Source organism: Amycolatopsis xylanica (genome assembly GCF_900107045.1).
Lineage (GTDB): Bacteria > Actinomycetota > Actinomycetes > Mycobacteriales > Pseudonocardiaceae > Amycolatopsis > Amycolatopsis xylanica.
The window spans coordinates 246251-259890 of sequence record NZ_FNON01000005.1; the positions used below are offsets into that span (position 1 = coordinate 246251).

Sequence of the window (13640 nt, forward strand, 5' to 3'; positions counted from 1 at the left end):
GCGGGCACGCGCTGGATAATTTCCCCAGCGTCGGCCGCTGCCCCTGGACAGTCCCGGCGAAACGCGATGACCGGGGTTCCCACGAGGATTCCCGCGACGGCGGCGAAGGCAGGCCCAGCCCACTCCGGACCCTGGTGGCACAGGATCAGGGAGGGCGTCATGCCCGAGACCGGTAAATCCCGTCGCAGTGCCGTCTGGCCGGTGGCCGGGCGTGGGCGTATCGGACGCAACGAGGTCCGCAAGGTCGAGACCGAGACGAAAACCTTCCGCGCGCTGGACTACCGGTACGGCGGCGGCTGGTGCTCGGAGGCCGTCGCGGCTCAGCTCTCCTGGGGGTACCGCATGCTGGAAGCCGACTGCAGCGACACCGTGCGGGAACGGCTGTGCGTCGCGCTCGCCGACCTGACCAGCGTCGCCGGCTGGACGTCGTTCGACGCGGGGCAGTCCGATGCCGCGCACGCCAGGTTCGACCGCGCGCTGCAGCTCGCCAGGGCAGGCGGCGACGAGGTGCTGGCGTCGAACATCCTGTACCGCAAGGGCCGCGTGTTCCTGCACCACGACGCCGCGATCGACGCGCTGGAGATGTTCCGGCTCGGTGAGCGGGCCGCCGAGCAGGGCGGTTCGATGCTCATGCTGAGCGTGCTGTGCGCGAACGAGGCGTGGGCGTACGCCAAGCTGGGCGACCGCGACCTCGCGCTGGCGTCGCTCGGCAGGGCGACCGACGCGTTCGAACGGGCCGAGGACGCGGTCGCCCCGGTGTGGGCCCGGTTCTTCGGTGAGACCGACCTCACGGCGATGGCGGGCACCGTGCACACCGAGCTGGCCGTGACGCTGGATTCGGCGTACGCGTCGGCGGCGATCACCGAGCTGACCAAGGTGGTCAAGAGCTATGGCTGCAACATGGCGCGCAGCAAGTCGTTCTGTTTGGTCATGCTGGCGACAAGTCACCTGCTCGAAGGGGACGTCGACCAAGCCGCGGCGGTGGTCGACGACGCGCTCGCGAAAGCTCTGACTCTTAAGTCTTCGCGGTTCATGGATCGTCTTACACCGCTTAAGAAAGCAGCGGACTACCGCAGCGACAACCCGGACGCGCGTGCGCTGGGCGAGCGCATCACGGCGTTCCGTTCGGTAGCCGCCTGATGGCGGGGGCGCTCAACGACGAAGGCCTGCAGCGGCTGCTCGAAGGGCTGAAGGCCGTCAGGGACGGCGATTTCAGCACCAGGCTGCCGCAGGTCGACGACCTGCTGATGGACGAGATGGCCGTCGTGTTCAACGGCATGGTCGATCAGCTCGCCCTGTTCACCTCGGAGGTCACCCGGGTCGCGCGCGAGGTCGGCACGGAGGGGAAGCTCGGCGGCCAGGCCGTGGTGCCGTCGGTGTCCGGGACCTGGAAGGACCTCACCGACTCGGTCAACGCGATGGCGGGGAACCTGACCGGCCAGGTGCGCGACATCGCCGAAGTGGCGACGGCGGTGGCGCAGGGCGACCTTTCGCAGAAGATCACGGTCGATGTGAAGGGGGAGATGCTCGAGCTGAAGAACACGATCAACACGATGGTCGATCAGCTGTCCGCGTTCGCCGACGAGGTGACCCGGGTGGCGCGTGAGGTCGGCAGCGAAGGCCGCCTTGGCGGGCAAGCGGAAGTGCCCGGGGTGGCCGGAACGTGGCGTGATCTGACCACGTCGGTGAACTTCATGGCCGGAAACCTGACGGATCAGGTCCGCTCCATCGCCGAGGTGACGACCGCGGTGGCCAAAGGTGACCTTTCGCAGAAGATCACGGTCGACGCGCGTGGCGAGATCTTGGAGCTGAAGAACACGATCAACACGATGGTCGACCAGTTGTCGTCGTTCGCCGACGAGGTGACGCGCGTGGCGCGCGAGGTCGGCACGGAGGGCGCGCTCGGCGGGCAGGCCCAGGTGCCAGGGGTGGCGGGAACCTGGCGTGATCTGACCACATCGGTGAACTTCATGGCCGGGAACCTGACGGCGCAGGTGCGGTCGATCGCGCAGGTCGCCACCGCGGTCGCGAAAGGCGACCTGACCCAGAAGATCACGGTCGACGCGCGTGGCGAGATCTTGGAGCTGAAGAACACGATCAACACGATGGTCGATCAGCTGTCGTCGTTCGCCGATGAGGTGACGAGGGTGGCGCGGGAGGTGGGTACCGAGGGGCGGCTTGGTGGTCAGGCTGACGTCAAAGGCGTGTCGGGTACGTGGAAGGGCTTGACCGAGTCGGTGAACGTCATGGCCGACAATTTGACGGATCAGGTCCGTTCCATCGCCCAGGTGACCACGGCCGTCGCGCTCGGCGACCTTTCGCAGAAGATCAGGGTCGACGCGCGTGGCGAGATCTTGGAGCTGAAAGACACGATCAACACGATGGTCGGCCAGCTGTCGTCGTTCGCCGATGAGGTGACGAGGGTCGCGCGGGAGGTGGGTACCGAGGGGCGGCTTGGTGGTCAGGCTGACGTCAAAGGCGTGTCGGGTACGTGGAAGGGCCTGACGGAGTCGGTGAACGTCATGGCCGACAATTTGACGGATCAGGTCCGGTCGATCGCGCAGGTCGCCACCGCGGTCGCGCGCGGTGACCTGTCGCAAAAGATCACCGTGGAGGCCAAGGGCGAGGTCGCCGCGCTGGCTCAGACGATCAACACGATGGTCGACACCCTGTCGGCGTTCGCCGACGAAGTGACCAGGGTGGCGCGCGAGGTCGGCACCGAGGGCATCCTCGGCGGCCAGGCGCGCGTGCCCAATGTGGCCGGCACGTGGAAGAACCTCACCGACAACGTCAATTCCATGGCCAACAACCTGACCAGCCAGGTCCGCAACATCGCGCAGGTGACCACCGCGGTCGCGCAGGGCGACCTTTCGCGCAAGATCGATGTCGACGCGCGCGGCGAGATCCTCGAACTGAAGACCACGATCAACACGATGGTCGACCAATTGTCCGCCTTCGCCGCGGAAGTGACGCGCGTGGCGCGCGAGGTCGGCAGCGAGGGGCGGCTCGGCGGCCAGGCCGAGGTCGAAGGCGTGTCCGGGACCTGGAAGCGGCTCACCGAGAACGTCAACGAACTCGCCGGGAACCTGACCAGGCAGGTCCGCGCGATCGCCGAAGTGACCAGCGCCGTCGCGACGGGCGACCTCACACGGTCGATTTCCGTCGAAGCGCAGGGCGAGGTCGCCGAGCTGAAGGACAACATCACCGCGATGGTCCAGTCGCTGCGCGAGACCACGCGGGCCAACGAGGAGCAGGACTGGCTCAACACCAACCTCGCGCGCATCTCGCGGCTCATCCAGGGGCACCGCGACCTGCGCGTGGTCGCCGCGCTGATCATGAACGAGCTCGCCCCGCTCGTCGGCGCCCAGCACGGCACGTTCTTCCTCACCGAATCGGGCGAAATCCGGACGAGACTGCGGCTGATCGCCAGTTACGGGCACAGCGAGGAAGGCGACATCCCGCGCGAGTTCCCGCTCGGGCAGTCCTTGGTCGGCCAGGCCGCGCTCACGAAGAAGCCGATCGTGGTCGACCAGACCCCGCCCGGCTACGTCAAGATTTCGTCCAGCCTGGGCGCGGCGGCGCCGGTGAACCTCATCGTGCTGCCGACCGTGTTCGAGGACCAGGTGCTCGGCGTCATCGAACTGGCCTCGTTCACCCGGTTCACCATGGTGCAGCGTGACTTCCTCGAGCAGCTGATGGAGACGATCGGCGTCAACGTCAACACGATCATCGCCAACGCGCGCACCGACGCGCTGCTCGAAGAGTCCCAGCGCCTCGCGGCCGAGCTGCAGGCCAGGTCCGAGGAATTGCAGGCGCAGCAGGCGAAACTCCAGCGCTCCAACGCCGAGCTGGAGGAGAAGGCCGAGCTGCTGGCCAGGCAGAACCGCGACATCGAGGTCAAGAACTCCGAGATCGAGCAGGCCAGGCAGGAGATCGAGGAACGCGCCCAGCAGCTGGCGCTCGCGTCCAAGTACAAATCCGAGTTCCTGGCCAACATGTCGCACGAACTGCGCACCCCGCTCACCAGCCTGCTCATCCTGGCCGGGGTGCTCGCCCAGAATTCGACCCAAAACCTGACCACGAAACAGGTCGAGTTCGCCAAGGTCATCCAGTCCGCGGGCACGGACCTTCTGCAGCTGATCAACGACATCCTCGACCTGTCCAAGGTCGAGGCCGGGAAGATGGACATCCACCACGAGCCGTTCCCGCTGCGGCAGCTGCTCGACTACGTCCGCACGACTTTCCGTCCGCTCACCGCCGAAAAGGGCCTCGACTTCCAGGTGAGCGTCGGCCGCGACGTGCCCGAACTCTTGTTCACCGACGAACAACGGCTCCGGCAGGTACTGCGCAACCTGCTGTCCAACGCCGTGAAGTTCACCGAACAAGGGAGCGTGGAGCTCAACGTCGAAATGGTCGACACCGTCGTCTCGCCGTCAAGCCACGAACCTCTGGTCGCGTTCAGCGTCACCGACACCGGCATCGGCATCGCCGAGGAGAATCTCGACTCGATCTTCGGCGCTTTCCAGCAAGCGGACGGCACGACCAGCCGCAAGTACGGCGGCACCGGGCTCGGCCTCTCGATCAGCAGGGAGGTCGCCTACCTGCTGAGTGGTGAGATCCGTGCCGAAAGCCGGCTCGGCCACGGCAGCACCTTCACGCTCTACCTGCCCGTCTCCCGGTTCACCGCCGTCCTCGACGACACCGGCGCCGAACCGCCCCCGGCCGCGGTTCCGGACGGCGCACGCCGGGTGCTCGTGGTCGAAGGCGAGACGAACAGCCTGCTCACCCTGCTCGCCCGGGGCGTCGCCGCGGACTTGTCCGACACGCACGGCCCCGTTCTGGTCGAGTCCGTTTCCGCGCCCGCGGAGGCCATCGAGGCGCTCGCGGTTCACCCGTTCCGGTGCATCGTGCTCGACACCAGCATGCCGGGCACGACCGCGCTCACCTTCCTCAAGCGCCTGACCGAAGGCGCCGAGCCGATCAGCGTGCCCGTGCTGGCCCACGCCAGCCGTCAGCTCAGCTCCGCACAGGACCGGCTCCTGCAGGCCCACGTGCGGGTCCACCCGGTCGAGCTGCTGTCGTCACTGGACGCGCTCCGCGAGCGCATCATGCTGCACCTCTCCGCCGCCGAATTGGACGGAATCCTGCCACTCATCCGGCAGCCGGAGACCAGCCTGGAGCTCGTCACCCCGGAGAGCGCCGACACGACACCCCACCGGCTGCGGGGCCGCAAAGTCCTGCTCGTCGACGACGACGCGCGCAATGTCTTCGCCATCTCCGGGATGCTGGAGCTGAACGGCCTGTCGGTCGTGCACGCGCCGAACGGTCGTAAAGGCATTGAAGCACTACTGGCCGACAAAACCATCGACCTGATCCTGATGGACGTGATGATGCCGGAAATGGACGGCTACGCGACCACGGCCGCGATCCGCGAGATGCCCCGCTTCACGGACCTGCCGATCATCACCGTCACAGCCAAAGCGATGGAAGGTGACCGGGAGAAAAGCCTCGCCGCCGGCGCGAGCGATTACGTGACCAAACCCGTCGACGCGGACGAGCTGCTGGCGTGCATGGAACGCTGGCTAGACGTCTGACGGCCCGCTGAGCCGCCGGACCGCGGCGATGATCTCGGTGTTCGCGATCCCCTTGACCAGGTATTCGGTGACCCCGGCCGACGCCATCTGCGCGATCGACCGGGTGTCCCCGTGCGCCGAGAACGCCATCAACCTGATCCCCGGCACCCGCCGGGGCAGCTCCCGTGCCATCCGCACCCCGCCACCGCCCGGGATCCGCACATCCAGGATCGCGATCGCCGGGCACAGCCGCTCGGCCAGCACGATCGCCTCGTCCACGTCGGCCGCGACCCCGACCACCTCGATGTCCGGCTCGGTCTCCAGCAGCACCCGCAGCGCCGCGCCGATGATCGGATTGTCATCGGCGACCAGCACCCGCAGCCGCGCCGGCTTCGCGTTCCCGCCCGCCGCGTGCCCTAGCGAGGACATCGCGCTGCTCAGCATGCGACGTGCCGGGAAATCTGCAGCCGGTGTTCCACCAGCGCCTGCGCCACCTCGTCGATCTTCCGGTTGTGGTTCCGGCAGAAGGCCCGCAGCAGGACGAACGCCTCATCCACCCCGATCTGGTGCCGCTCGGCGAGGATCCCTTTCGCCTGCTCGATGGGCAACCGGCGGTCCAGTGCCCGCTGCAGCTGCTCGGCGCGCCGCCGGTAGTGCCGCAGACGAGACCGCAACGTGGCCGTCTCACTCGCGGTATCCGGCGTGCCAGGCGACGGGGGACGCGAAGTCATGGCGTGCATGACGTGATCGTGGCAGCACACTCTGTCGTCGCGAAAGTATCCAACGTCCCAACTTCCGTGGGACTGTGTGCTCTTTATGCCCGCGCGGCTAGCTGGGGCAGAGCGTTCCGTTGGCCGGAATTTTCCCGTCGATGAGGAAGGCGCGTGCCGCGTCGGTCACACACGGCGAGAAGGTGAAGGCGCCGTGGCCGGTGCCCTGCCAGCCGATGCGGACCGAGGTGGGGAACTGGTCGGCCACCTTCGTCGTGCCCGCCAAAGGGGTGACCGGGTCATTGGCCGTCGTGATGACCAAAACCGGTGGGACGTTGGGCGTGCCCGCGGGCGGCAGCGGTTCGCGGCGGACCGGCCAAGGGCTGCACCAGGCCAGCTGCTGGGCGACGAGACCACCGAAAAGCGGGTACTTCGTGCGCATTGTCTGGGCGAGTTTCTGGATTTGGTCGGTGGGAAGCCGGGTCGCGCTGTCGTTGCACTTGGTCGCGAGCGCGCCGTCGAGGCGCGACGGCCGCACGCGCGTGTCGCTCAGCATCGGCTCGATGAACGCGGTCAGTTTGGACACGTCGCCGGCGTTCGCCGCGCCGAGAGCGTCGGCGAGCTCGGGCCAGCGCGCACGCTGCGCGAGACCGGACGAGATCGCGTACAGCGCGATGCCGGCGCCCGCGTCGGGCGACGGGTTCTTCCGCATTTTGTCCACGACCGAGGTCAGCACGGCCGACGCGTCACCGAGCGCGCACTTGCGCTGCGCGCAGTCCTTGGCGAAACCGTCCACTGTGGACTGCAAGCCTGCCGCGACGGCGTCGAGCGCGGCCGCGGTGTCGGGGCCGGGGTCCGGCGCGCCGTCGAGCACGATCCGTCCGGTCGTGGACGGAAAACGAACGGAGTAGCCGGTCAGCACCCGCGAGCCCTCGCCGTGGCCGAGCGCGTTCAGCTTGCTCATGCCGAGTTCTTCACGCAGCTGATCGAGATCGCCGGCGGCACGCCAGCTGTCGAGCGCCGTCTGGTTCGTGTCGAGTTCGATCGCGCACTGCTGGCCCGCTTTGCGCGCCGCGTCGAGCACGGCCTCGATCCCGGACTCGGCCGCGGGGTCCTGGTCGAGCAGGTCGCTGCGCACGTTGCCCGGAATGCACTGCGCCGGCGTCGACTGCCCGCTGCCACGCCGGTCGACACCGATGAGCGAAAACTTCGCCAGCAACTCCGGCGGCGCCGTCGCCGCCAGCTTCGCGGCGAACAGCGTGCCGGGATCCCCGTCGATGTCATTGACCACGACCAGCGGGATCGACCCCGTGCCGACCTTGAGCACCGACATCCGGCTGAGTCCCCGGTTCGGCAGATCGGGCGCGTCGACCGTGATCGCGACGCGTGCGCAGCTCAGCTTGAGCGCGCCCAGCGCCGCGGGCTGGTCGATCCGCGCGCGGGTCTCCTCGTCGCAGTCGGTCCACTTGATCGTGGGCGACTTGGGCTCCTCCAGCGGCGGCAGCGGGACGCCCGGCTTGTCCCCGGCCGACGCCGGCGCGGCGGGCCCGTCGTTCGAGATCACTTCCGGCCTGGTCGACGGCCCGGCCGTGCACCCCGCGAGTGTGGCCGTCACCAGCGTCGCCGCCAGTAGTGTTCGCGAAGTTGCCGGGCGGCGCACGGGCACGTTCCTCACTCTCTGCCTGCAGGGTGAGGTGAGCTTCGCATGATCGGTGTGGGACGGGGGTTAGCGGGTGCGCTTGACCTCGCCATGGAACACCGCGTCCAAGTCGTACCGTGCCGGTTCGTCGAGCTGCGTGTAGGTGCACGACGAAGGCTCGCGGTCGGGCCGCCAGCGCTTGAACTGCGCGGTGTGCCGGAACCGGGACGGATAGCCGCCCTCGGTATGCTCGTAGCCGACCTCGACGACCCGTTCGATCCGCACCGGCACCCAGGCGTGTTCGGTCGCCCGCCAGCGGGTGATCCCGCCGGGCAGCCGCTGGTTTTCGACCGTTCCGTCGATCCACGGGTGCCCGGCGTCGGTGATGAGCGGCGACAGCTCTTGGGCCAATTCGCGACGACGAGTGACCGGAAACGAGCCGACGACGCCGACGTGGTGCAGCACCCCGTCCTCGTCGTACAGCCCGAGCAGAAACGACCCGATCATCTCGCCCGGCTCACCGTCGACGTGCCAGCGCAAGCCCGCGAGCACGCAGTCGGCCGTCCGCGAATGCTTGTACTTGAACATGACGCGCTTGTTCTCCTGGTACGGCGCGTCCAGCGGCTTGCCGATCACCCCGTCCAGCCCGGCACCCTCGAACAGCTCGAACCAGTGCCGCGCGGTGTCCGCGTCGGTCGTCGCCGGGGTGATGTTCAGCCCGTCGAGCTTCTCCAGCCGTTCCCGCCGCACCGACGTCGGCCGCTCGATCAGCGACTCGTCGTCGAGCGCCAGCAGGTCGAACGCGACGAACGCGGACGGGCTCGTCTCGGCCAGCAGCTTCACCCGGCTGGCCGCCGGGTGCACCCGCTCGGTGAGCGCGTCGAAATCGAGCTTGCCGTCCCTGGCCACCACGAGCTCGCCGTCGAGCACGATCCGCTCCGGCAAGGTCGCCTTGAGCTGCTCGACCATCTCGGGGAAGTACCGGTTGAGCGGTTTGCCCGCCCGCGACTGCAGCGTCAGCTCGTCGCCGTCGCGGAACACCAGGCAGCGGAAACCGTCCCATTTCGGCTCGAACAGCAGCTCGCCCGAGTCCGGGATGGCCTTGGCCGGCTTGGCGAGCATCGGCTTGAACGGTGGGTTCAGCGGCAACGGCATGCGCGCCATTCTGCCTGTTCAGTCCCTGATCCGCCGGTAGCGATGCAGGGTGAAGCCGTCTTCGAGCAAAATCGACGCGAGATCCATCCGGCGCGGCGCGTCCGACGGCAAACCGGCGACGATCCGCCCGGCGCCCGAGCCCGCCAGCAGCGGCGCGACGGTCAGGCACAGCTGGTCCACCAGGTCGTGGGCGATGAGGTCGCCGAACAAGGTCGGCCCGCCCTCGCAGTCGACGCGAAGCAGGCCACGTCGTCCCAATTCGGCCAAAACCTGCCGGACGTCGACCGCCTGATCCCCGGCGACGACGATGTCGGCGCCTGCTCGCGCCAGCGCCGCGGTCTTGTCCGACGGCGCCCGCTCACTGACGAACAGGATCGGCGGTACCCGCGTGTCGGTGAACAGGGGAGCGGCCGGGTCGAGATTCGCGCCACCGGTGACGACGGCGATGGGCGGCACCGGCGCGAGACCGTGCCTGGCGCGGCGCTTCGCGCGTTCGCCGTTGGCCCGCGCGCCCCGGTAGTTTTCCGCCCGAACCGTGCCGCCGCCGACCAGCACGACGTCGCACAGGTCGCGCCCGAGCAGGAAGATCCGCTTGTCCGCGGGGTGTGACAAGCCTTCGGAAACGTCGTCGACGGTGACGGCCCCGTCCGCCGAACTGACGAAATTCGCCTGCACCCAAGGCCGGTCGAGCCCGTCCGGGTAGCCGTAGAGCGTTTCGAGATCGGCATCGGTCAGGTCGGTTCGGGGTGGGTTCGGCCACAGACGGTGCACGGTGCTCATCCCAGCACAGCCCGTCTGGCTACGCTTCTCAGCCATGCCACCTGCGCACCTGACCGACCGCCGCCCCGAGCTCGGGGCGGATGAGCTGATCTCGGCGCTGGTGCCGCCGCCACGTTTCGACACCGTGCGGTTCTCCACCTACGTGCCCAATCCCGACGAGCCGAGCCAGGCCGAAGCGGTCGTCCGGTGCTCGGCCTTCGCGGACCGCATCACCGCCGCCGCGGCGAAGAAACCGTCGCGGTTTCGCGCGCTGTTCGGCGGTGAGCGCCAGGACACCGGCCCGATGGGGATGTACCTCGACGGCGGGTTCGGCGTCGGCAAGACCCACCTGCTGGCCTCGACCTGGCATCAGGCGCCCGGCCCGAAGGCGTACGGGACGTTCGTCGAGCTGACGCATCTGGTCGGCGCGCTCGGGTTCCCCGAGGCCGTTCGCCGGCTTTCCGAACATCGTGTGCTCGCGATCGACGAATTCGAACTCGACGACCCCGGCGACACCATGCTGGTGACGCGGCTGCTGCGCGAGCTGACCTCGGCGGGCGTTTTCGTCGCCGCGACGTCCAACACCCTGCCGGACAAGCTCGGCGAGGGCCGGTTCGCCGCCGAGGACTTCTTGCGCGAGATCCAGTCGCTTGCGCAGCGGTTCGCGGTGGTCAGGGTCGACGGCCCCGACTACCGGCACCGTGGCCTGCCCGACGCGCCGCCGCCGGTGACCGAAGACGAGCTGGCCGCGTCGGCCGCCACCGTCGAGGGTTCGACGGTGGACGATTTCGACGCGTTGTGTGCGCATTTGGCCGAACTGCACCCGTCGCGCTACGGCCGCATGCTCGACGGTGTCACCCGCGTCCACCTGCGCGGCCTGCACCCGGCGCCGGATCAGAGCGTCGCGCTGCGGCTGGTGGCGTTCGCCGACCGGCTCTACGACCGGGCGATCCCCGTCGTCGTCTCCGGCAGACCGCTGCCCGACCTGTTCACGGACGAGATGGTGAACGGTGGCTACCGGAAGAAATATCTGCGCGCGGTGAGCCGGTTGACGGCGCTGGCGCGCGACGCCGGCAAACCTGTGCGCTGAGCAGGGCCAACGCGGACGCGAAGAGCACGCCGCCGAGCACGTCGGTGGCGTAGTGGTAGTCGAGCCCGATCAGCCCGATCCCGGCCGCGACGACCAGTACGACACTGAGCGCGGCGGTCAGCCCACGCGCGACACCGGGCCTGGCGATGACGACCAAGACCGTCAGCGTGGCGACCAAACTGACCGTGTGCCCGCTCGGGTAGGCCAGCCAATCGTCGTAATGGCGGCCAAAAGCCGGCTTGAGCACCCAGGTGTTGAGGGTGATCGCCACCGGCGTCGTCACCACGACGAACACGCCGTCCCGTGGTCGTTTTTCGGCGAAACAGAGCAGGGCCGCGAGGACGAGCAGCGGTATCAGCACGTACGGCTGCGTCGAGACCACGAGCAACCGCAGCAGCGGTTCGTCACCGCCGAGACCACGGTCGATCACGCCGCGGATCGCCGTGTCGAAGGCGCTGGGCCCGCTGTCACCCGCGAAGGTGACGCCCAGCGCGATCATGGCCACCAGGCACAGCCCGGCGACGAGCACGTTTCGGTTCACGGACCCCTCCTCGGTCGCCGAGCTTACGTGAGGGGCGTGGGTAAACCATTCGCCAACGACGGCGTCTTCCGCGAGGATCTCGCGGTGGGTTTCCTTGAGGCCAGTGCGCTGGCATACCGGCTCAACGACGGCCGAGAACTCTTCGGCGACGTGTCGTTCAAGGTTTCGGCCGGTGACGTCGTCGCGCTGGTGGGGGACAACGGCGCGGGCAAGACGACGCTGCTCCGGATCTTGGGCGGTGAGCTGACCCCGCTCAGCGGCTCGTTCAACGTCCAAGGCGGCCTCGCGGTCATGCCGCAGTTCATCGGTTCGGTGCGCGACGGCCGGACCGTCCGCGACCTGCTGCTGGACGTCGCGCCCCCGGCGTTGCGCGCCGCCGCGGCCGAGCTGGACGACGTCGAGCTCGCGCTGATGGAGACCGACGACGAACCGACCCAGATGCGCTACGCCGACGCGCTGACCGCGTGGGGTGAGGCGGGCGGGTACCAGATCGAGGTCCTCTGGGACACGGTCACGGTCGCCGCGCTCGGCGTCCCCTACGACCGCGCCCGGTTCCGCGACGTCGGCACTTTGTCCGGCGGCGAGCAGAAACGCCTGGTGCTCGAGACGCTGCTGCGCGGTCACGAGCAGGTGCTGGTACTCGACGAGCCCGACAACTATCTCGACGTTCCCGGCAAGCGCTGGCTGGAGGAACGGCTCGCCGAGTGCGACAAGGCGATCCTCTTGGTCAGCCACGACCGCGAGCTGCTCGCCGCCGCGGCGACGCACATCGTGTCGCTGGACGGCAAAACCTGCTGGGTGCACAGCGGCGGTTTCACCACCTGGCACGACGCCCGCGTGTCCCGGGCCGATCGCATGGCCGAGCTTCGGCGCCGCTGGGACGAAAAGCACCAGCAGCTCAAGGAGCTGGTCGTCAACCTGCAGCAGGCCGCAGCCGTCAGCCACGCGCTCGCGTCGCGGTATTCGGCCGCGCAGACACGCCTCCGGAAGTTCGAGGAGGAAGGCGCCCCGCCCTTGCCGCCCAAACCGCAGAAGGTCGCACCGCGCCTGCGCGGCGGCCGGACCGCGATCAGGGCGATCACCTGCGAGAACCTCGAACTCACCGGCCTGATGAAGCCGTTCTCGACCGAGATCTTCTTCGGCGACCGGGTATGCGTGCTGGGCTCGAACGGTTCCGGCAAGAGCCATTTCCTCCGGCTGCTCGCGGGGGAGCAGGTCAAGCACACTGGCGGCTACCGGCTCGGTTCCCGTGTGCTGCCTGGCCTGTTCGCCCAGACGCACCAGCACCCCGAGTGGGTCGGGCGGACCTTGCTCGACATCCTCGGCTCCGGCGAGGGCCAGCGCGCCGGACGCGACCGAGGCGCGGCGACCGGGGTGCTGAGCCGGTACGGCCTGGCGGCGTCGGCCGAACAGCGCTTCGAGTCACTGTCCGGTGGCCAGCAGGCCCGGTTCCAGGTCCTGCTGCTCGAACTGTCCGGCGCGACGCTGCTGCTGCTCGACGAGCCGACCGACAACCTCGACCTCATTTCGGCCGAGGCGCTGCAGGACGCGCTGGCGGAGTTCACCGGCACGGTCGTCGCCGTCACGCACGACCGCTGGTTCGCCCGCAGCTTCGACCGGTTCCTCGCCTTCGAGCCCGACGGCAAGGTGTCCGAAGTGGACGAGCCGATCTGGTCACTGCGCCGGGTGGTGCGCGCCCGCTAGCCGGCGACGGGCCCGCGCGGTCCCCGGAAGGGCAACGTCTGGCTGTAGACGACATTGGTCGTCGTACTGCCGAATTGGGCCAGTTCGTCGATGAGCTTTTCCAGATGCGCCATGGAACCGGCGGCGATCTTGAGCGTGTAGCAGTCGTCGCCGGTCGTGCGCAGGCATTCCAAGATCTCGGTCCGCTCCTCGAGCAGCCGGTGCAGCGGCTGATGCCGGCTACCCGGGTACTTCAGCCGTACCACCGCGAGCACCGGGAACCCGGCCTTCTCAAGGTTTACCTCGGCGCGATACCCGGTGATGACGCCTGCCGCTTCAAGCCGTTTGAGTCGTTCAGTGGTCGCTGACGCGCTGAGGCTCACGCGCCGCCCCAGCTCGGTCAGCGCGATCCGGCCGTCCTCCTGGACCTCGGCCAGGATCGCCCAGTCCGTCGCGTCAAGACTCTCGGTCATACCCGGAATCTACCGTG

At 68.6% G+C, this 13640-nt stretch carries 11 protein-coding genes; 4 read left to right on the plus strand and 7 right to left on the minus strand.

Features of this window, described 5'->3' with window-relative positions; all coding sequences use genetic code 11:
* Nucleotides 1–66: 66 nt before the first annotated feature.
* Together BLV57_RS24060 and BLV57_RS24065 are read left to right on the plus strand one after the other, a co-directional pair.
* Entirely contained in the window at nt 67–1140 is a 1074-nt protein-coding gene (locus tag BLV57_RS24060) for an NsdA family TPR-like regulatory protein (RefSeq protein ID WP_143047137.1), read from the plus strand.
* Nucleotides 1140–5594 carry a HAMP domain-containing protein gene (locus tag BLV57_RS24065; RefSeq protein WP_091292348.1) on the plus strand — a complete coding sequence of 1485 codons (4455 nt, stop codon included), beginning with the start codon at nt 1140–1142 and terminating at the stop codon, nt 5592–5594. Before BLV57_RS24060 ends, BLV57_RS24065 begins: the two co-directional genes overlap by 1 nt.
* On the opposite strand, the gene BLV57_RS24070 is transcribed toward BLV57_RS24065, so the two are convergent.
* The 5 genes from BLV57_RS24070 to BLV57_RS24090 form a co-directional block, all read right to left on the minus strand.
* On the minus strand, nt 5583–6017 hold the full coding sequence (locus BLV57_RS24070; protein ID WP_245757491.1) for a response regulator: 435 nt from the start codon (nt 6015–6017) through the stop codon (nt 5583–5585). The two genes, BLV57_RS24065 and BLV57_RS24070, sit on opposite strands and share 12 nt — an antisense overlap.
* Complete coding sequence (locus BLV57_RS24075) at nt 6011–6313, minus strand: ANTAR domain-containing protein (protein WP_091292350.1); 303 nt, start codon at nt 6311–6313, stop codon at nt 6011–6013. Before BLV57_RS24075 ends, BLV57_RS24070 begins: the two co-directional genes overlap by 7 nt.
* An 88-nt stretch (nt 6314–6401) precedes the next feature.
* On the minus strand, nt 6402–7943 hold the full coding sequence (locus tag BLV57_RS24080) for an alpha/beta hydrolase (RefSeq protein ID WP_176968784.1): 1542 nt from the start codon (nt 7941–7943) through the stop codon (nt 6402–6404).
* A gap of 66 nt (nt 7944–8009) precedes the next feature.
* Complete coding sequence (locus BLV57_RS24085) at nt 8010–9077, minus strand: ATP-dependent DNA ligase (RefSeq protein ID WP_091293180.1); 1068 nt, start codon at nt 9075–9077, stop codon at nt 8010–8012.
* 18 nt (nt 9078–9095) lie between these two features.
* Complete coding sequence (locus BLV57_RS24090; protein WP_091292352.1) at nt 9096–9857, minus strand: pyrimidine reductase family protein; 762 nt, start codon at nt 9855–9857, stop codon at nt 9096–9098.
* Nucleotides 9858–9891: 34 nt separating this feature from the next.
* Here BLV57_RS24090 and zapE point away from each other — a divergent pair, with 34 nt between their 5' ends.
* Nucleotides 9892–10926, plus strand: coding sequence for a cell division protein ZapE (zapE, locus tag BLV57_RS24095; RefSeq protein WP_091292353.1), 1035 nt, complete (start codon nt 9892–9894; stop codon nt 10924–10926).
* Here zapE and BLV57_RS24100 read toward each other — a convergent pair.
* Nucleotides 10826–11467 carry a phosphatase PAP2 family protein gene (locus BLV57_RS24100; RefSeq protein WP_091292355.1) on the minus strand — a complete coding sequence of 214 codons (642 nt, stop codon included), beginning with the start codon at nt 11465–11467 and terminating at the stop codon, nt 10826–10828. The two genes, zapE and BLV57_RS24100, sit on opposite strands and share 101 nt — an antisense overlap.
* Nucleotides 11468–11551: 84 nt before the next feature.
* Here BLV57_RS24100 and BLV57_RS24105 point away from each other — a divergent pair, with 84 nt between their 5' ends.
* The gene (locus BLV57_RS24105; protein ID WP_091293182.1) at nt 11552–13171 is read left to right on the plus strand and encodes an ABC-F family ATP-binding cassette domain-containing protein; all 1620 of its coding nucleotides are present in this window, start codon (nt 11552–11554) and stop codon (nt 13169–13171) included.
* Here the strand turns inward: BLV57_RS24105 and BLV57_RS24110 are convergent.
* Nucleotides 13168–13623 (minus strand): Lrp/AsnC family transcriptional regulator, encoded by a 456-nt coding sequence (locus BLV57_RS24110; RefSeq protein ID WP_091292357.1) that lies wholly within the window; start codon nt 13621–13623, stop codon nt 13168–13170. The genes BLV57_RS24105 and BLV57_RS24110 overlap by 4 nt on opposite strands.
* Nucleotides 13624–13640: the final 17 nt, after the last annotated feature.

Bases quoted from the DNA above. Each gene is read 5' to 3' on its own strand.
- BLV57_RS24070 (WP_245757491.1), bottom strand. From the start codon at position 6,017: ATGCTGAGCAGCGCGATGTCCTCGCTAGGGCACGCGGCGGGCGGGAAC.
- BLV57_RS24065 (WP_091292348.1), top strand. From the start codon at position 1,140: ATGGCGGGGGCGCTCAACGACGAAGGCCTGCAGCGGCTGCTCGAAGGG.
- BLV57_RS24090 (WP_091292352.1), bottom strand. From the start codon at position 9,857: ATGAGCACCGTGCACCGTCTGTGGCCGAACCCACCCCGAACCGACCTG.
- BLV57_RS24075 (WP_091292350.1), bottom strand. From the start codon at position 6,313: ATGCACGCCATGACTTCGCGTCCCCCGTCGCCTGGCACGCCGGATACC.
- zapE (WP_091292353.1), top strand. From the start codon at position 9,892: ATGCCACCTGCGCACCTGACCGACCGCCGCCCCGAGCTCGGGGCGGAT.
- BLV57_RS24060 (WP_143047137.1), top strand. From the start codon at position 67: ATGACCGGGGTTCCCACGAGGATTCCCGCGACGGCGGCGAAGGCAGGC.
- BLV57_RS24110 (WP_091292357.1), bottom strand. From the start codon at position 13,623: ATGACCGAGAGTCTTGACGCGACGGACTGGGCGATCCTGGCCGAGGTC.
- BLV57_RS24085 (WP_091293180.1), bottom strand. From the start codon at position 9,077: ATGCCGTTGCCGCTGAACCCACCGTTCAAGCCGATGCTCGCCAAGCCG.